The sequence below is a fragment of the Thalassolituus sp. UBA3500 genome (assembly GCF_002377545.1).
Classification (GTDB): Bacteria; Pseudomonadota; Gammaproteobacteria; order Pseudomonadales; family Oceanobacteraceae; genus Thalassolituus.
In genome coordinates this window covers 1-24,830 of the sequence record NZ_DFQB01000020.1, presented here as the reverse complement: position 1 = coordinate 24,830, position 24,830 = coordinate 1, and the positions used below count along the sequence as shown (strand labels likewise).

The window sequence follows — 24,830 nt, the reverse complement described above, 5'->3', positions numbered from 1 at the left end:
AGCGAATCAGCCGAAGGCTATTCGCGAAACCTATCGCTATTAGCCAGGCAAGCTGGCTGAATAGCTCCCACAAAGACTGTCTAATTCCCATGTGGGAGAAAATCAACCAGCCAGCTCCACCCATGTGGGAGCGAATCAGCCGAAGGCTATTCGCGATCAATCCGCCCCAAACAGATCCCGCGTATACACTTTGCTTTCGACATCGCGAATATCATCCGACAAACGGTTGGCGATAATCACATCCGACTCGGCCTTAAACGCTTCCAGGTCATTCACCACCCGCGAATTGAAGAAATCCTCTTCTTCCAGCACTGGCTCATACACAATAACCTCAATACCCTTCGCCTTGATGCGCTTCATCACACCCTGAATCGCTGATGCACGGAAGTTATCCGACCCAGACTTCATCACCAGGCGATAAATGCCCACCACCTTCGGGTTCTTACGAATCACAGAATCCGCAATAAAGTCTTTACGGGTGCTGTTGGCATCCACAATGGCGCGCACGATATTACTCGGTACGTCTTCAAAGTTCGCCAGCAACTGCTTGGTATCTTTCGGCAAGCAGTAACCACCATACCCAAACGACGGGTTGTTGTAGTGGTTACCAATACGCGGATCGAGACCAACACCCTCGATAATCTGGCGAGTATTCAGGCCATGAGTCTCTGCGTACGAGTCCAGCTCATTAAAATACGCCACACGCATCGCAAGATACGTGTTCGAAAACAGCTTAACGGCTTCAGCTTCAGTCGCATCAGTAAACAGTAAAGGAACATCCTGCTTAACCGCACCCTGCAACAGAAGGTCAGCAAACTCTTTAGCACGCTCAGACTGCTCACCGACGATAATACGGCTTGGGTACAGGTTATCGTACAGCGCCTTACCTTCACGCAGAAACTCAGGCGAGAAAATCAGGTTCTCACAACCCGTCTCTTCTTTCAGCTTCTGGGTATACCCAACCGGAATGGTCGACTTAATGACCATCACGGCATCCGGGTTCACCGCTGTTACGTCGGCAATCACACTCTCAACCGAGCGGGTATTAAAGTAGTTCGTTACCGGGTCATAGTCAGTAGGCGTGGCGATAACGACAAAGCGCGCATCAGCATAGGCTTCGCTTTTATCGAGCGTCGCCCGAAAGTTAATATCGCGGTTAGCCAGAAAGTCAGAAATTTCAGCATCAACAATCGGTGACTGCTTGTTGTTCAGCATCTCGACCTTCTCAGGCACGATATCAACAGCGACCACTTCATTATGCTGTGCCAGCAGCATGGCGTTAGAAAGACCTACATAGCCGGTACCGGCAATAGCGATTTTCATATTTGATCAATCCTGAATCTTTAAATGAAACTTGGCGGAATACTACCACGCCCTGATAAAGAAAGGAGCTTGTACTCGGCCAGTATGTCAGAAATATGAAATATGCCTTCAGAGTCAAAACAGAGACATAAACAAGCGTTAAAACGGAAATACTATCGGTATCAGACTCAGCGCTACCACACTGTATACCAGCAACAGAGGAAAGCCCGCCTTAAGATAATCGCTCAGCTGATAATTACCTGCACTGTATACCATCAGATTCGTCTGATAGCCGTAAGGCGACATAAAGCTTGCACTCGCACCAAAGGCCAGCGCCATAAAAAACGGATATGGACTGACGCCTAAGGCCTCTGCCGTAGCATAGGCAATCGGGAACATAAGCGCCGCTGCCGCATTGTTAGTTACCAGTTCTGTTACCAACCAGGTAACCACGTACACTGCTATTAACGCGGCAAACGGCCCCATACCCCCTACCGCAAAATTTACAGCCCCCGCCAGCATCTCTGCTAGACCAACCTGAAACATCGCTTGCGACAGCCCCAGAGCACCACCGATTACCACAATCAACTCAAATGGGAAGCGGCCTTTAAGTTCTTCGATCGTAACAAGACTGAACGCCAGGCAAGCTCCCAAAAGTAATAACACGCCCTTAAGCAACGGAATTACACCCGCCACTGACAAGCCTATCGCGAGTACAAATCCCCCCATCACCATACCGCTGGCGTAGGTACTCAACGGCTGACGCCGCTCAATACCTGATACGGTGATAAAGTCACGGCGATTGCTGCTCTCAGCCCCTTTATTACCAAACTTAGGCCCGGTAGTGAGTAACAAGCAATCTCCAGCTTGCAGCACATGATCACCTAACTTACCGCGAATATTGCGGCTGCCACGGCGAATAGCAATAACCGCAGCATCAAACCGGGAGCGAAATTCGCAGGCTTTCAAGCTGTAGCCGATCATGGAAGACGTTGGCGAAATAATCACCTCAGCCAGTGGCGCACCATCACCGTGAGAGTGCTTATCCCCCCCCAAAGCAACCAAGCCATCAAATTGCTGAAAAATATGCTCGTAAGCAGGATCACCAGAAAAAACGAGCACATCTCCTGCGTTAATAATCAGATCGGGTGCAACCGGAGCATAAGTCTTACTACTCTGTTCACGCACCACTTCAACCAGAAACATGTTCTCTAACTGGCGAAGGCCGTTGTCCTGAATGGTTTTACCGATTAACTGCGAACCGGGCATGACCGTCTGTTCAAACAAATATTCACGGCGCTCCTGCGCATCCGTCGCGACCTGCCGATCTGACAAAAAACGATGCGACAGCAACGAAATCACCACCAAGGTTGCCAGAAAGACGGGCGCACCGATCAGCGTAAAATCAAAAAAGCCAAGTGGCGTTTCACCCGCTTCTTCAACAAAACTATTTACAATCAGATTGGTACTGGTGCCGACCAAAGTCATCATGCCGCCAGCAATAGAAGCATACGATAACGGCAGCAGATACCGCGAAACGGGCAAATGAGGCTGACGCCGCAAGCCACCCATGAGCGTTGCAACCACCGCTGTGTTATTCAAAAACGATGAAATCACCCCAGCGACCAACCCAAGCCTGAATACGCCACGACTGACGCTTCCAGAGGCACCGTCATTCTGAGTCACACTTCGCCGGGAAAGGTCAGAAACAAAGCTGATCTTCTCAAGCACAACCGACAGTAAAACCAAGCCGATCAGAGTCAGCAGTGAAGGATTCACATAATTATGCGAGAGGCCATCCAGCGTGAGTACGCCAGATGCGTATAGCACAAACGCCACCATGGCAAATACTGCGATTGGTCGAAGTCTGGTGACAGCCAGCACCACCACCACAGCGACAAAAAGAAAGGTAACGACTAAAAAATCAAATGACAGCAATCACTGTTGTCCTTTATACACGACCGTATTTATCTTCAAAGCGCACAATATCGTCCTCACCGAGGTACGAACCAGACTGAACCTCAATAATCTCAAGGTCTACTGTACCCGGGTTCTCAAGACGATGAGTCTGGCCTATAGGGATATATGTAGATTCGTTCTCAGCCAGCACAATCGTATTCTCACCATTGGTTACTCTCGCAGTACCCGACACCACAATCCAGTGTTCTGCACGGTGATGATGCATTTGCAGCGAGAGTTTGGCACCAGGCCTTACGGTCAGACGTTTCACCTTGTACCCTTGATGCCGCTCATTTAACGGAGGGTCAATTGAATCACACACACCCCAAGGGCGATACAGCTCACGGTGGAATTCATGATGTGGCAAACCATGTTCCTTCAAAACAGAGACAACGTCTTTGACATTCTGAACTTTACTCTTATGAGCGACCAGGACTGCGTCTTTTGTATCCACAATCACCAGATCATCCACGCCTAACGTGCTGATCAGGCGATCACAGGTACTGACTAAAGAGTTGCGAGTATCTTTAAGGATAGTCTCGCCCCCCCCCTTAACCGCATGAAGTACAGCATTACCGTTATCGCATTTATCCGCAATATCCCATAGGGCTGACCAGCTACCTACGTCACTCCAACCAGCCTCCACCAGCGGCGCAACGACGACCTGAGGCTCCCCTTCTGAGTTGCTCAACGGTTCCGCTGTCAATGGTTCCATAATGGCATAATCAATCGAATCGTCCGGGCATTGCTCAAACGCTTCTGCATTAATACGGATAAAATCCATATCACTCTGCGTATCAGCCATCGCGGCTTCACAGGCGGCATACATCTCCGGACTGAGGCGCTTCAGTTCCTCCAAGTAGCGATCTGCGCGGATCATGAACATACCGCTGTTCCAGTACCATTTTCTCGCGAGGCTCTCTCCGCTCAGGGCTGCATTCTCATCCAGATAACGCCGTGCTGTAGCAGCATCCGGCTTCTCTACAAACTGCTCGACGGCAAATAAGCCCGACGACTCAGCACCCGCTTCGATGTAACCGTACCCAGTTGCAGGTTCAGTCGGCACAATCCCCAGCGTGCCGAACTTACCGTCACGAACTGCAGGTTCCAGCTTATTAACAGCGGCCTGAAATGCAGCAGTGTCTTTAATCACATGGTCTGCAGCCAGTACTAACAAAACCGGCGCTTCATCTGGGTTGTTCTTGCTATCGCCTAACGCCTGAAACGCCGCCAACGCAATCGCAGGTGCCGTATTACGACCCACCGGCTCGAGCAGAATCGAAGCACTCTGCCCCATCTGACGCAGTTGTTCCGCGACTAAAAAGCGGTGGTTTTCATTCGTGATGATGATCGGGTCTGTGGTGTTTAAACCATCCAAACGAGAGACCGTCTGCTGCAGCATGGTCTGGTCGTAGCCCAGCGATAAAAACTGCTTAGGGAATGCCGTGCGCGACAGCGGCCACAAACGCGTACCAGAACCACCAGCCATAATCACAGGAATCATAGAAAACCATTTTCTTTATCCAGATACCAACGACTGTGCACATGCACCTCATCGCTGGAAACGAACTCACCTTCTGTGAGCCACTGGTACTCTTTGTGTTGCTCGTAAGGCAGACCGGAGTAGCCATCAGGCAGGATCACCTCAAACCCATTCACAACATAATGCGTAGACACATCACATCCATCATCAGTGAAAATACTGTCATCGTAAAAATGCTCATACAAGCCCAGGTAACACGCAGAAACGATATCCAACCGAATACCCAATTCTGCCTCTGTAAGCCGAGCAAACGCATCTGACAGCCGTTCATTCTTCAAAATACGACCACCCGGCACAAACCAGAATCCCTGTGCTGGCCGGTTCACTCTCTTACCAACGAGAATTTGCCCATCAACATTACGAACCAACAAGTCAATAGATACCAGAGGAGTCGTATCGACAATGGTTTTGAAGGTGTCGTCATCTAACCAGTGCTTCATAACAAACCTGAAAACTCGCCCGTGGAACGGGCTCCTACATCATTTACCCCATAGGAGCGCTTCAGCTACCTTGCCTGGCTGTACGCGAACCCTATTTTTAAATGCAAAGGTCACCGGAACTGCAAAATAAATAACGCATCAGTAATCAATAAACCAACTTAAGCGACTATAAGCACCAGTAGCGACACCGAACTTACCAGGCTTGACCAAACAAGTGTGAATCGCACCGCATCACATCATACGTTATCAGCCATTAAATCCATAAGAATATGGGTCAATCTATACTCCTTTCAAAGTATTTAAGAACATAAAGCGCACCGGCCACAGATAAATGGTCATCGTCGAAATACATTAGTGAACCTTTTTTACTCACATAACAATGTTCCGAGTCGCACAAGGCCAGCGAGGGATCTAAAATATCAACGCCATCCGGGATGGTAGCAAGGTGATTGATAACGAACTCGGTCCTGCGCTCCCACCAACTGTATGGAACACCATAAATATCAGTGTATTGAACTGAACTATACTCTGAGCGAGTTAAATACTTGATATCGCCCGCTAGTTCGGGAGGCTGCAATACCAATATTACCCGGCGTTTAGAATCTTTAAGACGAGTTAGTATACTAACTAATGCTCCCCACCTCGCAGTTCTAATTTCGCCTGAAACTTCATCTATAGGAGGAATATCCGGGTACCAATTGAGCTGATCCCCATGAAGGTGCTTATGGATGCGATACACAACGTAAACAGTATCGATATCAGTGTTTATTAATATCGAGGTTAGCGCTTTGGAGCTCCATTCCGCACACTTCGATGGAGCATACAAACCAGATTCAACAACAGGGGGGCATGCTGAATATGTAAGGCTGACAACAGGCTGCTCCTCAGTAATAGACAAAGCATAGCTCAACTCAACACCATGACTATCACCAAATACAGCAATACTAGGCTTACTACCACCTCCATCAGCACCAAGAATACAGGCGTCATCTGGATCTATATAATTAGAGTCACTTGCATGGCAGCTCGCTCTCATCGGACTAACGAGTGGAACGTCACCAGATAAAATCCTGTTTTTCGCTGATTTTGCGTACCACATCACTAAAGTACCGACCACAAACACAAGACAAAGAGAAACAGCAGATGCCACAAATATAAAATGACCAGAAACTTTCCGCCTATCTCTAAATGGCTGCTCAACAAACCGCCACGACAAATAAGCCAACACAAGGCTCAGAACTGTTAACAAAATCGTCAAAGGCGGGGTCAGGTGTCCTTCTATCAAAACCAAACAAAATGACAGCAACGGCTGGTGTACTAGGTAAAGGCTATAACTTATCAAACCAATCAACACTAATGGCCGATAACTCAGCAATATGGAGACACGATTTTTTCTTACTGCGCCAAAAAACAACAAAAGGCACACTGATAAGACGGGAGCAAGAGTGTAAAAACTTGGATGGGCGACTTCAGAATCAAACAAGCCGTAGGATAAAAAAGCACCATCAAGGCGAAAGTACTGACCAAAGTGGCCAACAGGCAACTAACTTTACCATTATAATTTCTTAGCGCCAGCATAGTCATTACACCTGCCAGAAGCTCCCAACCTCTGGTTAAGATAAAATAAAAATTAGCCGAAGGCCAACGCAAAGAAGCGTATTCACTAGCAACAAGGCTTAGTAGTAATAAGCAAAACATTATAGTTACGAGAAACTTGGAGGAAAACCTCCATATCAAGAGCATTAAAACTGGGAAAAATATATAGAACTGTTCTTCTACAGCTAAACTCCATGTATGAATCAATGGCTTCATCTCTGAAGCGACATCAAAGTAACCGGACTCACTATAAAAAACAAAATTTGAGGTAAAAGTAGCAACACCTAAAAGACTTTTACCATAATCAATAAGAGCAAGCGGCGAATATAGAAATATTGCTAGAACAGTCGTAATAGTTAAAAAAGAAATCAATGCTGGTAAGATTCTACGAAACCGACGCTCATAGAAATTAACGATCGAAAACTCCTCATTCAAAACCTCCCTAAATATTATTCCGGATATTAAGAAACCACTAATAACAAAAAAAACATCCACACCGAGAAAACCACCAGAAATCCCTTCCAACCCAAAGTGATAGAGCACAACCGGAAGAACAGCAATGGCTCGCAAACCATCAATATCGCGCCGGTAACCTTGAAAAAAATCATTACGCCCCATTCCAACACCTAAAAATAAAAAATAATAACATCCAAAACCCTAAACCCTAGCGAAATATAAAACACGGATAACAAATTAAGACTTCAGTAAAATACTACATAGCCACTAAAATTAATTTTCCAGCTTATCGTTTCCACAATTCTCCATTGCGCCTTTGAGAGTATAAAGATATTGGAAACGAAAGACATAGGACAAATCACCGAAAAGGCACCTTAGAAAAAACCTCCTAACTCCCTCAACTTAATAGACTTCACCTTGGCTATCTTAAGAAAAAATTTCAGCAGCCAAAATCTGATCAACTGTACCTTTATCGCGTAAATACTTAAAAAAATGGCATTCTATAAATAATGGACCTAAAAAACACACTCATATCAATAACAATCTCACAAAGATACTTTAAAGACAGCTAAAAGATACCTTAAGTTAAACCAATTAATTTCAATTCGCTTCTTGAACCACTTGGTATTTTCATCGATCTTAAATTTTCCAAATAAGGGTACCACACCCGAAAGATTATCTTCCATGTTAAACTCTTCAATATACATCCTTTATCTCATTCCACAAAGATACCTTGGCGACTCAAGCCCTTATCTCAGCAAAACCTATGATTTAGTCTCAGTGCGACTTACAATAGACGAAATAAACACCCTTAACAAAAACATAGGGTTCCCAATAACATAACGGCGAAATAACCTCCCCGGCTCCTTACAAAGCCGATACAGCCACTCCAATCCATTTTCAGCCATCCAGGAGGGTGCCCTTTCAACAACACCGGAAATACGATCAATAATCGCACCACCATTGACAATAAGAACATCATTATCAGACAACATATCTTTAATTTTCAAAGCCAGCCTCTCTTGTTTTGGCATTCCCATACCAAGAACAATTAAAAACTTCTCGTATGGAATTTCCGACAGGTACTTCAAGTAGTAGTCATCCTCATGAAAACCGTCTTCACAGTAAAAACCTTCGCCCCAATCTTTAGCAAGCCTGTTTTCTAACTTCTTCGAAACTGCCGGCGTCCCACCAATAAATACAACAGGGACCCCAGAATGCCTGTAATCTTCAAGCAACAGAGGAATAAGGTCTGTACCGTTCAAGTTCGCTCCCGCGTCAGAGCCATGCAATCCAAATGCAATCTTAATTCCTACACCATCTCTAAACAAATAGTCGCTCTGCAGTAAAGCACTCATAAATGTCTTATCACTAACAGCAAGATTTACCGCATGAGCATTTAAAAAGGATAAAATGCGTGCCCCACCGCGCTCCAACAGCGATGGGATGGCTTCCTCCCTTGAGGGCCATACAGTTACAGCTTCTAAGAGTATGAATAAATTACCTTCCATTCTCAAAAACCTTAAAAGTTTGGGCCAGCATCGAATCAACGGAATACGCCTCCTGTTGATCAAGCAATGCACGCTTTCCTATTTTTTCGCACAATGAAGGATTGACAAAAAGTTTTTCAATTGCCGCTGAGAGAGCTAAAGGGTTAGCAGGCTGAACAAGCAGTCCGTTTTTACCATCAACTAATACCTCATCGATACCACCAACTTCGCTTGCTACTATAGCACTACCAACAGACATTGCCTCCAGCAAAACCATTGGCAGGCCTTCTCCATATAACGAAGGTATTACAAAAACATGACTTTCCGATATTTTTCTGGGTATATTTTTATCAAACCCCTTGAAGCAGACAATATTATCTAACTCGTCACTCCTCACTTTAGCCAAAATCATCTCTTTATAAGAGTCGCTATCAAATTCTCCGTAAACCGACAGTCTAATTCGACTCTTAATATCGCTCGGCAAGAGCGATAGAGCAGAAAGAAGGATATCAAACCCCTTCCGAGGCCTAATGAGGCCAGCAAAAGATAACTTAAATAGCTCATCCTCGCTTCTATTGTATGAGACTCTATCCACCGAATCATAGATGCCATTAGCTACAACTGTAACATCACTATAAGTATCGAGGTAGCCACTCCGCTTTATTACCGATTGCGACACACCAACCACCGCTGGGGATAAGACCCGTATAGATAATTTCTCAATACAGTACTTCACCATATTTTTAATGCGACTTTCAGTATCCTCTCTCGCCGGGCTGTGTACATGGTAGACAACACGTGCAGGGCTCAATGAAAGAAAAACAGCAGCTAAAGTTAATAACAACGTCATGGGAGAATGGCAGTTTATGACATCAGGTTTCACTTTATTTATTACTCCGCGCAATCTAAATACGCGAAAGCCTTTAATAGAGTAAAATTTTAAAGTATCTGACAACCCTGAGGTTTCAGGGAATATGCCATTTTTGTATATCGCAACCCAAGCCTTGTGATGATCACTATTAATTATTCCTCTAAGTAGACTCTCTTGTACACGCTCAGCACCAGCGTAGTACTCACCATTAATCACCATAAGAATTTTCACGCATCCCACCTCCTGAAAATAGCGCATAAGCAAAACCCACGACCAGAACATAGACATAACTTGTAAAGGTGGGATTCGACAAACTTTCCAACAATATAAAAGAGAGAATCGCACATGAATATATTGAACTGTTCCGGCTTACGCAGTAGAATAATAATATCGATACAAAGAACAAGTATACCCCCGTACCAATAAAACCGGATTCAGCGAGAATCATCGCCCACGTGGTATCAGTCAAGAAAGCCGTTCCCTTCGAAAACCACCACAACATTTCTATTCCTGTGTCATAGTAAACTAATGACTCAGCAGAATTACTCGATCCATATGTAGCCATTCCACTACCCAATGGAAAATAATCGAATGCCACCTGATAGGCTCCAGCATACAGGACATGTCGGACGACATTATCTCCAGCAATATCAATACCAAAGATACTTTCAAAGTTCATACATGTAATAATATAAATTATCAAAGATAGTATTCCGCTACCAAATACTCCGAACATCTTATAAGAAACCCTCAAAAGATAAGCAAGCGGGAAACAAGCAAAAAGCAAAACAAGCTCCCCTCTCTGCCCCGACAAGAGAAGTAAAATGAACGAAATAATTAGCAAAAGAAAAACCTCACGCGATAACGGCTTAGATAAAAGATATATAAAAGATATCGCTGACAGATAGCCCAACAGGGTAGGGTGATTGTAAACTCCTGTCATCCTTCTAATATCAAATCCCGTAATATATGTATCCAAATACTGCCCGGAAAATACTTCAACTACCAAGCTAGGTACAGTTAACTGAAATACGCATAAAATTAACGAAAAAAACAACAGGTACTTGGTATACATGTATAATCTACAAGTAAAATACCTACCTGAAAATTCAGCAAGAGAGATGAGAAGTACAACGCTCAATGGAAGTTTCAGGTATACTAAGAATTGTGTTACAACAGCCATCCTGGCCTGGCTATTTGATGCAAAAGAATTGATCGAAGACAGTAACAATACAACCAAAAATGCTGCATAAATAAGCAAAAAATAAAGAACAATTACCGGTAGAAATCTCCTTAGAATCATAACTGAAATAAAACATGTTATCAGTTCAAGAGCACCAACACCTAGTGACTGTGAAAACGACTTAGCAAGACAGAGCCCTAACAGGATAAGAAAGGTATATGAGTAGCAATCATCCAGACGGAGGCTCTGAATCAATTGCTCGCCGTACCTATACACTTACACATTCCTCAATGAAAAAACAATTTTTATCAATTCCTTAACCAGAAACAATCTGTCGCAATTTTTCCTGAATAGCAAATTAAAAGATCTAATAAAAAGTTTACTAAAAGGAGTGTACGCCAAAAGCTCAATCTCTTGATTACATTTCAACCGATCACGATCACTACTGCACAACGTACCAGAAACACCTCTTTCGATTTTGTGTTTATACATAACACCATGATATGATTTCTCGCCAGTAGATATACGAACACCGTCGTGCCTGTAACATTTATATAATGGAGTATTGTCTATTCCCACACTCACACCAGAAGCCAATAACTTCAGCATAAGTATATGATCTTGATATCGAGGTGTTTCATCAAACCCCCCGACATTGTTCAAAGATTCTTTTGTTGCCATAATCATTGGAGTCAAAGCTACTCCACCCAGCAAAAAGTCTCTAATATTTTCCCCTATCGGCCTTGCAATAGAATTCTCTTTCTCACCCTTGCTATTAAAATAGTAAGCTGCACATAGTGCGACATCGAGATTACCATTAATAACTGACCGCACCTGTCTTTCAACCTTATCCAACAGGTATTCGTCATCATCATCTAAAAAGGTAATATACTTACCATTAGCATTGTCGATGCCAATATTTCTTGCGACCGCCCCACCCCTATTTATCTCATTTGGTATATATATTAAATTTTCATATTCTCGATATTTATCAAGCATAAGCATTGAAGACTTCTTTTGCTCTTCAGTCCCGATACCATTATCATCGACGATGAGAACTTCCACGTTGCAGTAGGTTTGATTAAAAACGCTATCTAAAGCACGTTCCAAATACAAAGACCGTCCGTACGTAGGTATAATGACGCTGACTAAGGCACTCATAACATCTACCTTAGATCGGAAATTAGACATTTCGTATTATATTTAAAAGCTTCCCACCGATTCTTCCACTCACTTACATTTTGATTAGATCTATTCTCCTTGATATATTTCAGAACTCTTCCAGCATCATTTTCTCTATTCAATACTTTTAGAAGTTCTACGATACCGTCATCAGGGCGTTCTACATCCAAATGTATAACAACCTTCCACTGCCGAGAAAAATAATTAAGTTGTTCGTAGCAATAATTTACGTACTCCCTACAGACATCGATATTATTACCCGCAAACCCTCTCATCAGAATACCTTGGGAGAAAGCTTTCATTATTTGAATTTTTCGCCATCTTTTATTATATGACTGAGAAATTTTCTCAACATCCCTATGGAGTATCACCAATACTCCCGTTGCAGAATACTTATTAGTCAATCGATACAAAAACCATACCAACCGATTATCACACTCTATGTGATTAATAGGGTACTCCACTCTACCCTGTCCCAACTTTTGAACCAGAGACTCATGGGACGATGTATACCCATCTAAACAAGACAATGCTTGAGAGAATGTCGTCGTGGCAGTTCTGCCGGGTGACACAATAAATACGTTCATGTTCAATCTTCTTCACAAATTGAAGTGTTTATTAAAAGGGTTGAATACCCAACTTACTACGCACCTTTGACAGAGCCAAAATATTTTGGATAGAAACTCCGGCTGCTGTCGAAGCCGCAGCCCCGATAACCCCGTAATAATTAGTAAGAACCATCACAAGGGCTATCGTACTGGGACCTGCGATAATCGTGACTCTGTTAAAATCTTGTTCATTGCCGCTCATGTTCAGCAAATACCCTACCGAGCCTGTCGCTACATTCACAAACTGCCCAACAGCCAGAATCATTAGCAGTATTGCCGCTTCCTCAAAACCTTCCCCGAACAGGCCCATTACCTTTTCTGGCCAGATCATCATAACTGCGACGACGGGCAGCACCATTGCAATCATGCCACGGGTGGACCACTTGGCCAGGTAGCGAATGCGTTCTATGTTGCCCTCTTTCCATAATCTGGCGTATCGGGGCGCGACGACCATATTGACCACCATGAGCACAAAACTCGTGAGCATGGCCGTGCGCTGTGCGGCGGTGAGCAGTGCCACATCTTCCGGCGGGAGCATGGCACCGGCAACGAGTATGCCGGACCACTGCACGGCAAGGCCCATTATAGAGGCCGTCCATAAGTTCATACTGGCATGGGTCAGTTCCGGGTCACGGTAACCGGTAATCTTGAAGTTCACATTGCGCTGACCATACCAGAGGGTCACCCCCGCAATGAACATGGCGGCGGCAGCCACGGTGTATATTTGCGCAGCCGATACGGCGCTGATGGCGTCGGGTTGCTCAAACCACAGATAGCCAAAACCCACGATAAACAAGGTTGAGATACCCAGATTCTGGAATATTGTCGTTAAAACAACACGGTGTTGAGCCTGAAAAGCCATAGCGAGCAACATAAAGATCGCCATAGCAGGCAGTGCAGGCAGCATCCAGAAGAGTACCGGTTCGAATTCTGGTTTGTTGAATATGGTTGTGGCGATCTGTTCGCTGAGCATTATGCCGAGAATAGTTGCCGGTATAACCGCCGTGGCTATCCAGAGCAGGCCTCGGTTGAGCTTTTCTTGGGCAAAGTCATCGGTGCCATGAGCAGACAGAAAACGAAGAATGACGTTATCGAGCCCCAAGCGGAAGAAGATGGACAGTACCGTTATCAAGGTGAAGCCAAGCAGGAATAAACCAGCCTCGTCGTTGGGCATATTGCGTGTGATGAGTGCAGTGAGGGCGAAGGCGGCAAAGGCGGCGGCGGTTTTTGCACCTGCGGCAAAGCCGAGTTTAATGAGTGTGGCGGTTCGGCCTGTTGCCAGTTGGTGTGTCACCGGTGCGTCCTTTATTTCGCGCATAGCCAACAAGTTGGCTGAAGCGCTCCTACAATAGATGTCGGGCGTCAAATCGCTGCGTTACAGAATTTGGTTATCCTTAAGGTGGCTGATAACCCGATCGACACATTCTTCAACCGTCATGGTCGAGGTATCTAACGTCACTTCGGGGTTTTCGGGCGGTTCGTACTCTGAGTCGATGCCGGTGAAGTTCTTGATCTTTCCTTCACGCGCTTTTTTATACAGGCCCTTGGGGTCACGCTCTTCACAGGTTTCAAGCGGCGTGCTCATAAACACTTCAAAGAACTCACCTTTATCCACCAGATCTCTCACCAACTGGCGTTCTGCTTTGAAGGGAGAAATAAAGGCGGTGACAACGATAAGCCCGGCGTCCACAAACAGCTTTGACATTTCGCCAATACGGCGGATATTTTCGATTCGGTCTTCATCCGTAAAGCCAAGGTCTTTATTAAGGCCATGGCGGACGTTATCGCCATCAAGCAGGTAGGTATGCTGTTTCAGCTCGGCCAGGCGATGCTCAACCGCATTGGCAATGGTGGACTTTCCCGAACCGCTGAAACCAGTAAACCAGAGGATGCAGGGTTTCTGCGCTTTGTGAGCACAGCGGCTTTCTTTCGTCACTTTGGTGTCATGCCATACGACATTGGTGGCTGCTGTCATGTGAATCCCTGCACTGGTTATATGTTTATAACGATACCCGTAGTCAATATTGCGAAAGGTACCGGAATTTGCACCAGTTTGGAACATGCCAATGCAAGACAATTGGCGGCAAATGGCGAATGTCAGGTTTCATTTACCATTTACCATCCAGGCCTTTATTGTCGGCCCTGATCAACCAATCAGCTGTATGCATTGACGAGCGCATCCCAAAAACTCGCCAGGTCTGTTTTCGCTATTTCATTGATACCGGCGGCATTCTTGCGGCCGCCGCCACCGAACTGGGTAGCAATGACGTCAGCTCCCGAGGGGTTTGATTTTGGCGCTCGGATACTTATCTGAAAATGATCAACTTTGCCTGGTACTTCGGTGAGTATCGCATGCGCGCGCCTGGGGTGTTGGTTCGCTAGCTCATTACCCAGTACGCCACTTACACGTCGCGCCCAGCGTTCGTCTGGCAAGGTGACCATAGCAGCAGATTCAGTCACTTGGTCTGGTGTTATGCTCAGCCCCTTGGCCATATCTTCGTCGTAGCCTTGGGTAAGGGTTTCGTAGACTTCATTTTCATTTGCTATGAAGTCGAATGGGGTCTCGTACTGGCAGGCTACCCGGTATAACGCTTCGGGGGTGTAGTACAGATCTTGTTCTGTGCTTCCGTAGCCGTTGTAGTTCATGGCCGTACCTAGCTTGAGCAATTGATTCTGTTGCTCGGGTGATAGCCCAAGCTGAGCACAGTACTCATCAGCGACCTGAATAATATTGTCGCCATAGGCTGCAACGATTGCCCACTCACGGTATTGGCCATTCAGGTAATAATCTACGATCAGGCCGGTGCAGGTCGTAGGTGCAGTATTGATGTGTGCTTCAAGAGAGGGATGATCTGGAATATCCCCAGATCTGTGGTGGTCGGCATAGAATACGGAAGCGCCCGCGCCCAACGCTGCCCGAAGTGCATCTGCATTCTTCTCCATGGAGATATCCAATACGGTTGCACTGTCTCCGTCGGTAAGGTTGGCTTTCGCCAGAAGTTTGATGTCTCGCTTCACACCCGTGATAACGGTACTGTCTTTAGGGGCTGCTAACCGGAGTTGAATCAGTGAACATATGCCGTCTGCATCGCCGTTAAAGATGTCGTAATGTGCCATGGGTAATCGCTCGCTTGGTGCCACTGGTGTGAGTTAACCCGCCGAATAGTAATGGAAGACTGCTATTCTTACCAAACAGCGTCAGCGAGGCGGATATCGGGAGTATGATGAGTACAAATGTGACTGAACAAAACTCCGCATTGTAAATAACATGTCAAACCCGTCGAAATGGCAGGTTCGGAGCCTTTTATCACATCAGGACGCTTGGCATCCTTCTGATCAAAACGTACACTACGCAAGATTTTTAATTTTACGCTTCGCGGAGGAACCACCATGCGTAAGCTCATTACTACTTTTGCACTTGCTGCTGTACTGCCAATGATGGCGTCGACTGCACAAGCAGAATCTGCTCTGACACCGTTCCTGACCGAAGGTGTTTCCATTGAGGCTGCCGTGGAAGCAGCCATGGCAGCAAACCCTGAGCTATCTCTCGCAGATGCCCTGGGTGCTGCAATGGACGAAGGTGCTTCACTTGACAGCGTGATGAGTATGGCTCTCGCGTCTGGTGCTTCTCAACAAGATGCTGTTGCAGCTGTGACTACTGCGTCATCTTCGCGCAACGTTCCGCAAGGTCAGGTACTGGCTGCAGCACAGAATGCTGGTATACCAGGTGACGTTGCAGCAGCGGGTATCAGCCAAGGTGCAGCAACCGCAGGAGGTCCAGGCGGCGGTAACGGTGGCGGTAACGGCGGTGAAACTGGTGGCCAGAGCAACAACGGCGATAACGGCAACGGTACCGCTGGTGCGCCGGGCCTGAATGCTCAGACTCCAGGCCAAACCGGTCAAACGCCAGCAAACGGCTTTACACCTCCGGTGGTACCGACACCACCAGCTAATGCGGGCCAGCCTGTTAGCCCTGTATAATTCAGTTTTAATCCTGAATGCTATTGAAGACCCGGCCTAGGCCGGGTTTTTTCTTGGTCTTGTTCGAACCTGAGCCCGCTTTGTATGAATCGCTGGAATGCCTTTCTTTGCATTATCTTCTTTCTGCCCTTACCTGAAGCTTCTGTACACCCTTTAGCCTGGAACCTGGCCTCGGCTCTGGCCTTTGTGCTGCTCGGTCTTGAGTTTCGTGGTCGGCTTGCCGAGCAGAGTCTTCGCTCTTTACCCGCGTTACCAGTGACACCGGCATTTTCTCACAGTACGTTGCCACTTGTGTTGATTTGGTGCGTTCAATTGTGGGTCGTTGTGCAGTGGGCGATAACGTCATTGAGCCCTTATGACTCTCTTATGTCGCTGTCACAAGGGTTGCTCTATGCGGCTGTGTTTACTTTGGCCTTGTTGCTTGTCGATTCCCGCCAACGTGTTCGCCAGTTAGTTTGGGTGGTGGTTGCCGCTGCGGCGTTTCAGGCTTTGTATGGTGCCTTTATGGTACTTACCAGTCTGGAGTATGGTTTCTTTGCCGAAAAGGAGCACTATCGAGGTGTTGCGACCGGCACCTACGTGAACCGGAACAGCCTGGCTGGGCTGATGGAATTGTCTTTGGCGTTAGGCATAGGCCTGCTATTGGCTGAGCCTACGCGCTACTTTGGCTCTGCGCGCCAGCGTTTACGCCAGTTGGTTGAAGTGCTGCTCAGTAAGAAGCTCATCCTGCGGTTGCTGCTCGCAATTATGGTGATCGCTCTGGTATTGACTCGCTCTCGTATGGGAAATACGGCTTTTTTTGCCAGCCTGATGGTGGCAGGAGCATTGGCTCTGGTATTAATGCGCAATAAGACGACAGCAACCACTGTGTTGTTAGGAAGCTTGCTCGTTATTGATATTGCCATCGTGGGTACCTTCTTCGGTGTAGATAAGGTCGCTGAGCGCTTACAGCAGACGAGCAGTCAAACAGAAAGCCGGGATGAGGTTACTCGCGATACGTTTAATATTTTTCTGGATAATCCGATCACAGGTACTGGAGCAGGCACCTTCACTCATACGTTTCCGGCGTTGAAGAGTTCGGAGGTTACAAGCTTTGGTTTATACAACAATGCTCATAATGATTACGCCCAGTTCGCTTCAGAATTTGGGACGCCAGCCACGATTGCCCTAGCCGCCATTGTAATTTGGGCGTTCTGGAATGGCATTGTGGCGATGCGCCAGCGCAACAGTCGTTTTTATCAGGGCGTTGGGTTTTCGGTCACTATGGCCATAGTGGCGATTGGAATTCACTCGACCGTGGACTTTAATCTGCAAATTCCTGCGAACGCGTCGTTGTTTGTCGTTATACTCGCGCTGTCGGCCGTCGCCCGTTGGGCACCTCATAATTCAACTTCTGGCCGCATGAGACGACGCACCGGACGCAAGGCTTCTGCATGATTCTTAAGGCACACCGTTTAACCCTACCCGTTAACAACGAAGGCAGTGACTATGTTGTTGGTGATATTCATGGACACGTCACTCAGCTTAAACGCCAATTGGCTGATATTGGCTTTAATGCCGACACCGATCGCGTCATTTGTGTTGGAGACCTGATTGACCGGGGGCCAGAGTCTATCGAGGCGCTGGAACTGCTAAATGAACCCTGGTTTTTTGCTGTGCTGGGGAATCATGAGTATCTGATGGTCAGTGGCATGAAGTACAAAAACAGTCGCGAACGTATGACCTGGCTGAATCATGGTGGTGACTGGGTAATGCATACGTCGCCCGATCAGTGGCCCGCATGGTTTGATCGGATTGAGCGCTTACCCGTGGCGATTGAGGTCGAAAACAGAGAGGGCGTGCGCTACGGCATCGTGCATGCTGATTTCCCGTCGGATCATTGGGATAACTTCGAGCAGTTTGATCAGGATCAGCTGTACCGGTGTATCTGGTCGCGAAGTAATTTTAATAGTCGATCAGAGCATAGTGTGCGAGGGATTGATTATCTGTTTCATGGGCATTGCATCAGTGACTTTGAGCTGAAGCTGGGCAATCGCTACTACATTGAACCTGGGGTTTTTCTGGGCAATGACTTTATCATCAAGAAGCTTTGAGGCTGTCAGTCTGGTCTTTTATTGACAATGTGACAATTTGAGCCATAATCCAGAGTATTCAATCTGATGCCTAAGTATTGGTTATGTCGGATTATGGATTTGGCTGCTTCTTGAGGAGTGGTTCCTGCGGCTCCTTCGGGGGCCTTTTTTGTGGGTGATATTTTTTGGGCCTGTCGGGGATAAGATCCCCTCCTACATCACGATTTTCCTGTAGGAGGGAAGCTTCTTCCCGACATTATGTGATGACCGCCAGATGTTCGGGGATATGATCCCCTCCTACATCACGATTTTCCTGTAGGAGGGAAGCTTCTTCCCGACAATATGGGATGACCGACCGGTGTTCGGGGATATGATCCCCTCCTACATGGTATGTCCTGACCGCCGACGCTTTCGGGGATATGATCCCCTCCTACATCATGGTTTTCCTGTAGGAGGGAAGCTTCTTCCCGACATTGCCGAGGCCGATACGTTGTTCGGGGATATGATCCCCTCCTACATGGTATGTCCTGACCGCCGACGCTTTCGGGGATAAGATCCCCTCCTACATCATGCTTTCCTGTAGGAGGGAAGCTTCTTCCCGACAATATGTGATGACCGACCGGTGTTCGGGGATATGATCCCCTCCTACACCATGATTTCCTGTAGGAGGGAAGCTTCTTCCCGACAATATGTGATTAACGCGAGATGTTCGGGGATATGATCCCCTCCTACATGGTATGTCCTGACCGCCGACGCTTTCGGGGATATGATCCCCTCCTACAGAAACCGCTTACAACTGATTAAACAACGACAGCCGGCTGATGGTCGTGTAACTCTGTTGCGCGGCTTCCAGCAGGAATGTCTGCAAACTCAATCGGCTAACGGCTTCGGCAAAATCGACATCCGACAATTCTGACAGCACTTCCTGGCTGACGAGCCGCACGTCGTCACTCAGGTTCCGTGCATTTTCGACTACGTTTAAGCGCGCACCCAACTGGCTGCGTACTTCAGACACTGAGGTCTGAGCGTTGGCGAGGTTGGTCAGCGTATCTTCGATCAGGATGTCGAGGGTCGCTGAGTCGGTCGGGTTATCCTGCAACGTGTCGAGACCCTGTCGTAAGCGGAATACGGTATCTGTGATACTTTGTTTGGGGCTGGATTTTGCCAGTACTTCATCGCCTGGTTTTGGGTCACCTGAGATTTTTATGCTTATGCCAGCCGCGACGATTTCGGCGCCTTTTGAGTAGGGTCGATCAGCAATACCATCAACAATGCGGCCGTCGGAGGCGCGGCGGATGGTGTAGTTCGGCCCCGGTGGATCAATCGCAGCTTCGGGGTTGAAGGTGACGATGAGGTCATCGGGGTAGAATTTGGCGTACGCTTCTTCATCGACCACGAATCCGGCATTTACTTGAGTCGTGCCTGTATTAAGTGGATTGACGGATGAGGTGAAGGTGTCTTTCGCGGCGCGAACATCCACAAACAGTTTTTTACCGTTGTCGCCTGTCGCAACACGTGTTGTATCGCCGATGGCGAGATAGCGCTGCCCTTCATCGCCCTGATATTCGTAGCGGCCGTTTTCTTTTTGTTGGAACGGCTGAGTCGCGCCTTTAAAACCACCAAAGATGAATTCGCCGTTCGGGTCTTTGGTGTTAAACAGTGATGCGAGTTGGTCTTCGAGCTGGCCGATTTCTGCCGAAATAGCCTGACGGTCGGTAATCGTGAGTGTACCAGAACCGGCATTTACGGTGAGTTCTTGCAGGCGCGTTAAGGCTTCGGTAATGGATTCAAGCGACGATTCTTCAAGCTTGAGACGGTTGTCTGCGGCGGTCATGTTACGGTCGTATTGATCGCGCTGCGCGAGGTCCTGCTGTAGTTGCAGAATTTTGGTTGATGCAATCGGGTCATCAGCTGGGGTTAATACCCGGCGTCCGCTGGATACCTGTTGCTGTGTTTTGTTCACAGACGCCTGCGCATCGAGGATGGCATTAAGGCCGAGGTTAAATGACTGGAGCGTTGCGATTCTCATAGTTTACTCCTCACCCTATCGGAAGGTGCTGATCAGGGTGTCGAAAATATCCCGGGCCACCTGAATGACCTGGGCACTGGCGTTGTAAGCCAGTTCATATTTAATCAGTGCGGCGGCTTCTTCATCGAGGTTCACGCCGGACGTTGCATCCACGGCGGTCTGCGAGTTACGCAACAGCACTTCAGATGAGTCACGATTGATCTGCGCCCGGCTCGTGACTGAGCCAACGACCTCGACAAGGCGCGCATAAGAGTCTGAGTAGCTGCTCTGACCTTTTACTGTTTTGGTACTTTGCAGTGCCGCCATTTCTACGCCATTGCGGCTATCGGACGTGCCGTCGCTGTTAAAGTCGACGGTAAATTCGTCGCCAACTTCGGCAATACCATCAATATTGACGTGGAAGCCAAATGCGACGGGCTCACCGACCGGGTCTGTCGGGAAGAGATTATTGCCCGGCGGTGCGATATTCAGATCGTAGTGCTCATCGACAATGACTTTAACCTGCCCACCAATGGATACTTTATTCGTGCCGACCGTGCCTGCACCGTTAACTTCCAGGCGTGGCTGGAAGGTAACCTGCCCTTTTTCGCTGATATCAACGTCGACATTGCCAGAGAAAACATAGCCAGAGTTTTCTATCGCCTGACGGAAACCTTCGAGTAGGTCGTCGCCGGTTTCAAAGGTGCCAGTCATTTCAAACGATATGGTGCCCTGCGAAGGGTCGCTGAATTCGTAAATGTAGGGGCCACCCTCTGAGAAGTCGTAGCCTTCAAATTTACTCAGCGGATCTTCGGTTTCCATAGCTGTGGCTTTCAGCGGGATATCAATGCCATTGCCAATGCGGAAGCTGTCACCTGCATCACCACGGAGTTCGAAGTCGAGGTCGTCGCCATTTAAATCAATGATGGTCAGTTTGCCGCCGTCACTTCGGGCGACGATGCCTGCGTCCTGCAGTTCGTAATTGGCGTTAATTCGATCTGCGAGGAAGTTTAATGTGATCGGATCAGGGACTTCATCCGGATAATTGGCATCGTATTGATTTTGATTCGGGCCAAGGGTTTGCGTCAGCACGACACCGTTTAAGGTAAATTCGGTATCGAGAAAGTTAATGCTGTCGGTTTCAAGGTCGGTAATTTCAACCGTGGTTCGTGCAGAGGCCTCTACACCGTCACGCTTGCTTAATGATTCTGCAATTTCACGAGCCGTGGCATTGAGCGGGGTAATGAGTGTACGCTGGTTGGCGGTCAGCCCGTTATTCGGGTTGGTAAAGCCGATATCAATGCGCTCAGGGAAAAAGCCATTCACTGAGTCTACGCTGGTACCGTTTTGTTGATACGTTGGTGAAACAGGTAACACACCGCCAAAGCTTGTGAACGCGGTTTTGCCTTCGTCCTCTGGCAATATGCTGTTACTGATGCCCGGCGTGAAGGTTTGGTTCATAAGTGGCGGAAACAACGGAATCGGATTACCCGGGTCTGTGTTGTCCAGCACATCATAGGTTGTTGGCGAGGTAAACCGAATCAGAAGCGGCGGTGTCATTTCACCTTCTTCTGAGAAGTAAGACGTCCCAAGGTTATAAACTTCGCCCTGGTCTATGCTGGCGTTACCCCGGTTACCGATAGCGGTATCTGTGCTGATCGGCGATGCGAGCGCCACCTGTTCAGCACGAGTGATGTTCATATCGAGATTCTGAGACTCACGACGCGTCGGTGAAATCAGAAAGCGGTCATTCTGCTGAAACGTGCCTGCTTCGAAACGAATTTCCATTCCGTCAATTTCAATCGACTCAGGAAATGCGCCGCTCAGAGCGTTAGTCTGTAATAACTCACCCGTATCGTTACGGAAAACACGATAGGTATAATCGTCCGGGCCGACAAAACGAATTTCATAGTCACTGGTGGTTAACTGAGTTGCGTCTTTGATTTCGACGGCAATCACCCGATCATCGGGATCTGCGTTATTACGATCTCCCAGCACACGCTGGTAAGTTTTCGTTGGCTCATTAATGTCAGTGAAAAAGTTTTCACCTTTAATGCCATCGTAATCAACGCCTAGTTTGTGCTGATCGTTCATCGTTTGGGCGATGACGAGACCCAAGCGACCTAGCTGGTTGAGGCTCGGATCAAGTACCTGATCACGAAAGTCGAGAATACCGCCGAGTTGTCCGCCGGTAATTTCTCGCGTGACGTTCTGAACCGCAGTGCCTTTACGGAAATAGATATCCACACGTGAGGGGTCTTTCGCGCCTACATCGGTAAATACTTCGTTGAATTCGTTACCTACCACCAGCGCCTGACCATTACCGATAAAAACGTTGAAGACGCTGTCGTCCTGCTCAACTATATTTACCTGAACGTATTCAGATAATTCTTTTAGTAAGCGGTCACGCTGATCCAAAAGCTCACTCGGCTCGCGACCTTGGGCAGACGCAGAAGCAAACTGAATTTGTTCGTTCAGTTCGGCGATAGATTCTGCGATGGTGGTGATTTCACCGGCGATGACTTCCATCTGGCCGTTGATGATATCGTTCTGCTCAAACAGACGATCACTGATGGCACTGAAGCGGTCGACAAGGCCATTCGCCTCACTGATTAATACTTCGCGTGCAGGCAGAGAGGATGGATCATCCACCGTGGCTTGCAACGCGCCAAACATACTTTCCAGGCCCGGTTGTACACCAGTACCGCTGTCTGCCAGCAAACTATTGATCTGCCCTGCATTGACGGAAAGTGCATTAAATTCGTTGAAGGTCGAAGTATCACGACGCAGCTGTTCTGTTAAAAACTGATCGTATACACGGCGTACAGAATCAACATTCACCCCCGAGCCAACCCAGATGCCATTACGGAACTGCGGGTTATTCTCGTTGAAACTCACTTCCTGTCGGGAATAGCCTTCGGTACCCGCATTAGTGATGTTGTTACCGGTGATTGTCAGCGCCGTTTGCTGGGCACGCAGACCGGAAATACCAATATCAAGAATATTAGCCATCCTGGTTCTCCAGTGTCGTCGCGTTCAGCATATTGTTGAGCGTGTTATTCAGCAGGTCGCCGTTATAAATACGCTCTACTTTGTTGCCGTATTCTGGGTCTGTTGCATAGCCACCTTTCTGCAGCGCATGGCCGTATGTCTGACCAGTGGACTGTTCGTTAATAGCGCTCTGATAACGAGTAGAGTCGCGCAGGAAGTCAGCGTAATCCTGCAGGCCGTCTTCAAGTGACGCGTACGAGCGGAAGTCTGCCTGCTCGTTCACTTTTACACCCTGACGGTATTCGTGTGTCTGGATGCTGACCACATCGCCATCCCAGCGGCTGTCGGCTTTAATACCAAACAGATTGTTCGATGGGCGGCCGTCTTCACCTTTGATGGTGTACTTACCCCAACCTGTTTCAAGCGCGGCTTGAGCAACAATCGCTTTTGGATCAACGCCCAGATCAGCACCGACGCGTTCAGCATAAGGGTAAACAGCGGCAACAAATTCTGCCGGAGAGGCAAAGCTTTGCCCCTTAGTACCGGCGCCAGTGGTGGCTGATTGATTAGTATCGACATCGGAATCATCGACCGGCGCAGGACGCTGTGGAAGCTTATCGAGCTCTTCTTCAACACGCTTGATGGTTTGCGAAATTCCGGTAAAACGGCGATCGAAAATCTGGCTCTGATCGACCTTACCTGTGGCATCCGGGTTCATGCCGTACTGCGACATCAGCTGACGGTGAATAACCTCGGCAAGGCCCGTGCCCTCGCCTTGTGTGAGGGTTACAGCCATCTGATCGTCGTACATGTTCTGGTAGAAATCAGCCTCGGGAGAGCTGAACAGAGAGTCTTCTGAAAATACATTTGAAGCGTCACGCATGGACTTCATCATCATGCTGACGAACATGGATTCAAACTGCTTAGCGACTTCTTTTAACGCGGCGTCCTGGTCGGATTTACCCAGCGCACGGATGCCCTGAAGCCCGTTAATATCAGTAAATACGTTTGCCGCGTTGTGTGAATTCTGAATCATGCAATGCACCTCTACAGAGGAAATTGCAAAAGGTGGGCCAAGGTTGGGGGGGGCGGGTGTTCGGGGATGTGATCCCCTCCTACATCAGGCTTGTCCTGTAGGAGGGAAGCTT

Annotated in this window: 19 protein-coding genes; 3 read left to right on the top strand and 16 right to left on the bottom strand. The window is 47.6% G+C overall.

Translation table 11 applies throughout. The annotated features are described in order from the left end of the window. Positions 1 to 156: 156 nt before the first annotated feature. From B2R29_RS04440 to B2R29_RS04380, 13 genes are all read right to left on the bottom strand, one after another. Positions 157 to 1,323 (bottom strand): nucleotide sugar dehydrogenase, encoded by a 1,167-nt coding sequence (locus B2R29_RS04440; protein WP_301179964.1) that lies wholly within the window; start codon positions 1,321 to 1,323, stop codon positions 157 to 159. A gap of 138 nt (positions 1,324 to 1,461) precedes the next feature. Next, entirely contained in the window at positions 1,462 to 3,240 is a 1,779-nt protein-coding gene (locus B2R29_RS04435) for an SLC13 family permease (RefSeq protein WP_301179963.1), read from the bottom strand. A gap of 13 nt (positions 3,241 to 3,253) precedes the next feature. Then, on the bottom strand, positions 3,254 to 4,765 hold the full coding sequence (locus tag B2R29_RS04430; protein WP_301179962.1) for a mannose-1-phosphate guanylyltransferase/mannose-6-phosphate isomerase: 1,512 nt from the start codon (positions 4,763 to 4,765) through the stop codon (positions 3,254 to 3,256). Beyond that, a complete protein-coding gene (locus B2R29_RS04425; protein ID WP_301179961.1) occupies positions 4,762 to 5,244 on the bottom strand; it encodes a GDP-mannose mannosyl hydrolase in 483 nt (160 codons plus the stop codon). Before B2R29_RS04425 ends, B2R29_RS04430 begins: the two co-directional genes overlap by 4 nt. A gap of 274 nt (positions 5,245 to 5,518) precedes the next feature. Then, positions 5,519 to 6,661, bottom strand: a complete 1,143-nt coding sequence (locus B2R29_RS04420) for an acyltransferase family protein (protein WP_301179960.1) — start codon at positions 6,659 to 6,661, stop codon at positions 5,519 to 5,521. Continuing rightward, positions 6,640 to 7,458, bottom strand: coding sequence for an acyltransferase family protein (locus tag B2R29_RS04415; protein ID WP_301179959.1), 819 nt, complete (start codon positions 7,456 to 7,458; stop codon positions 6,640 to 6,642). The genes B2R29_RS04420 and B2R29_RS04415 overlap by 22 nt, the downstream gene beginning before the upstream one ends. 602 nt (positions 7,459 to 8,060) lie before the next feature. Continuing rightward, positions 8,061 to 8,807 carry a WecB/TagA/CpsF family glycosyltransferase gene (locus B2R29_RS04410; RefSeq protein ID WP_301179958.1) on the bottom strand — a complete coding sequence of 249 codons (747 nt, stop codon included), beginning with the start codon at positions 8,805 to 8,807 and terminating at the stop codon, positions 8,061 to 8,063. Continuing rightward, the gene (locus B2R29_RS04405) at positions 8,797 to 9,888 is read right to left on the bottom strand and encodes a glycosyltransferase (protein WP_301179957.1); all 1,092 of its coding nucleotides are present in this window, start codon (positions 9,886 to 9,888) and stop codon (positions 8,797 to 8,799) included. Before B2R29_RS04405 ends, B2R29_RS04410 begins: the two co-directional genes overlap by 11 nt. Then, complete coding sequence (locus B2R29_RS04400) at positions 9,866 to 10,636, bottom strand: hypothetical protein (RefSeq protein WP_301179956.1); 771 nt, start codon at positions 10,634 to 10,636, stop codon at positions 9,866 to 9,868. Before B2R29_RS04400 ends, B2R29_RS04405 begins: the two co-directional genes overlap by 23 nt. A gap of 480 nt (positions 10,637 to 11,116) precedes the next feature. Then, positions 11,117 to 12,001 (bottom strand): glycosyltransferase family 2 protein, encoded by an 885-nt coding sequence (locus B2R29_RS04395; RefSeq protein WP_301179955.1) that lies wholly within the window; start codon positions 11,999 to 12,001, stop codon positions 11,117 to 11,119. Positions 12,002 to 12,640: 639 nt separating this feature from the next. Continuing rightward, positions 12,641 to 13,924 (bottom strand): oligosaccharide flippase family protein, encoded by a 1,284-nt coding sequence (locus B2R29_RS04390; protein ID WP_301179954.1) that lies wholly within the window; start codon positions 13,922 to 13,924, stop codon positions 12,641 to 12,643. Between the two features lie 81 nt (positions 13,925 to 14,005). After that, positions 14,006 to 14,605: an adenylyl-sulfate kinase gene (gene cysC / locus B2R29_RS04385; RefSeq protein ID WP_301179953.1), complete on the bottom strand. Its 600-nt coding sequence runs from the start codon at positions 14,603 to 14,605 to the stop codon at positions 14,006 to 14,008. 179 nt (positions 14,606 to 14,784) lie between these two features. Continuing rightward, entirely contained in the window at positions 14,785 to 15,747 is a 963-nt protein-coding gene (locus B2R29_RS04380) for a DHH family phosphoesterase (protein ID WP_301179952.1), read from the bottom strand. 273 nt (positions 15,748 to 16,020) lie between these two features. On the opposite strand from B2R29_RS04380, the gene B2R29_RS04375 reads away from it, so the two are divergent. From B2R29_RS04375 to B2R29_RS04365, 3 genes are all read left to right on the top strand, one after another. After that, positions 16,021 to 16,611, top strand: coding sequence for a hypothetical protein (locus tag B2R29_RS04375; protein ID WP_301179951.1), 591 nt, complete (start codon positions 16,021 to 16,023; stop codon positions 16,609 to 16,611). An 84-nt stretch (positions 16,612 to 16,695) separates the two neighbouring features. Continuing rightward, positions 16,696 to 18,048, top strand: a complete 1,353-nt coding sequence (locus B2R29_RS04370) for an O-antigen ligase family protein (protein WP_301179950.1) — start codon at positions 16,696 to 16,698, stop codon at positions 18,046 to 18,048. Further along, complete coding sequence (locus B2R29_RS04365; protein ID WP_301179949.1) at positions 18,045 to 18,704, top strand: metallophosphoesterase; 660 nt, start codon at positions 18,045 to 18,047, stop codon at positions 18,702 to 18,704. The genes B2R29_RS04370 and B2R29_RS04365 overlap by 4 nt, the downstream gene beginning before the upstream one ends. A gap of 769 nt (positions 18,705 to 19,473) precedes the next feature. Here B2R29_RS04365 and flgL read toward each other — a convergent pair. The 3 genes from flgL to flgJ are packed head-to-tail and all read right to left on the bottom strand — an operon-like array spanning position 19,474 to position 24,718. Next, on the bottom strand, positions 19,474 to 20,712 hold the full coding sequence (gene flgL, locus B2R29_RS04360; RefSeq protein WP_301179948.1) for a flagellar hook-associated protein FlgL: 1,239 nt from the start codon (positions 20,710 to 20,712) through the stop codon (positions 19,474 to 19,476). Positions 20,713 to 20,727: 15 nt separating this feature from the next. Beyond that, positions 20,728 to 23,703 carry a flagellar hook-associated protein FlgK gene (flgK, locus tag B2R29_RS04355; RefSeq protein ID WP_301179947.1) on the bottom strand — a complete coding sequence of 992 codons (2,976 nt, stop codon included), beginning with the start codon at positions 23,701 to 23,703 and terminating at the stop codon, positions 20,728 to 20,730. Beyond that, complete coding sequence (flgJ, locus tag B2R29_RS04350) at positions 23,696 to 24,718, bottom strand: flagellar assembly peptidoglycan hydrolase FlgJ (RefSeq protein WP_301179946.1); 1,023 nt, start codon at positions 24,716 to 24,718, stop codon at positions 23,696 to 23,698. Before flgJ ends, flgK begins: the two co-directional genes overlap by 8 nt. Between the last annotated feature and the right edge of the window lie 112 nt (positions 24,719 to 24,830).

Excerpts from the sequence above, each read along its gene's own strand:
- B2R29_RS04440 (WP_301179964.1), bottom strand. The coding sequence starts at position 1,323 with ATGAAAATCGCTATTGCCGGTACCGGCTATGTAGGTCTTTCTAACGCC.
- B2R29_RS04430 (WP_301179962.1), bottom strand. The coding sequence starts at position 4,765 with ATGATTCCTGTGATTATGGCTGGTGGTTCTGGTACGCGTTTGTGGCCG.
- B2R29_RS04425 (WP_301179961.1), bottom strand. The coding sequence starts at position 5,244 with ATGAAGCACTGGTTAGATGACGACACCTTCAAAACCATTGTCGATACG.
- B2R29_RS04415 (WP_301179959.1), bottom strand. The coding sequence starts at position 7,458 with ATGGGGCGTAATGATTTTTTTCAAGGTTACCGGCGCGATATTGATGGT.
- B2R29_RS04410 (WP_301179958.1), bottom strand. The coding sequence starts at position 8,807 with ATGGAAGGTAATTTATTCATACTCTTAGAAGCTGTAACTGTATGGCCC.
- B2R29_RS04395 (WP_301179955.1), bottom strand. The coding sequence starts at position 12,001 with ATGAGTGCCTTAGTCAGCGTCATTATACCTACGTACGGACGGTCTTTG.
- cysC (WP_301179953.1), bottom strand. The coding sequence starts at position 14,605 with ATGACAGCAGCCACCAATGTCGTATGGCATGACACCAAAGTGACGAAA.
- B2R29_RS04380 (WP_301179952.1), bottom strand. The coding sequence starts at position 15,747 with ATGGCACATTACGACATCTTTAACGGCGATGCAGACGGCATATGTTCA.
- B2R29_RS04375 (WP_301179951.1), top strand. The coding sequence starts at position 16,021 with ATGCGTAAGCTCATTACTACTTTTGCACTTGCTGCTGTACTGCCAATG.
- B2R29_RS04370 (WP_301179950.1), top strand. The coding sequence starts at position 16,696 with ATGAATCGCTGGAATGCCTTTCTTTGCATTATCTTCTTTCTGCCCTTA.
- B2R29_RS04365 (WP_301179949.1), top strand. The coding sequence starts at position 18,045 with ATGATTCTTAAGGCACACCGTTTAACCCTACCCGTTAACAACGAAGGC.
- flgL (WP_301179948.1), bottom strand. The coding sequence starts at position 20,712 with ATGAGAATCGCAACGCTCCAGTCATTTAACCTCGGCCTTAATGCCATC.
- flgK (WP_301179947.1), bottom strand. The coding sequence starts at position 23,703 with ATGGCTAATATTCTTGATATTGGTATTTCCGGTCTGCGTGCCCAGCAA.
- flgJ (WP_301179946.1), bottom strand. The coding sequence starts at position 24,718 with ATGATTCAGAATTCACACAACGCGGCAAACGTATTTACTGATATTAAC.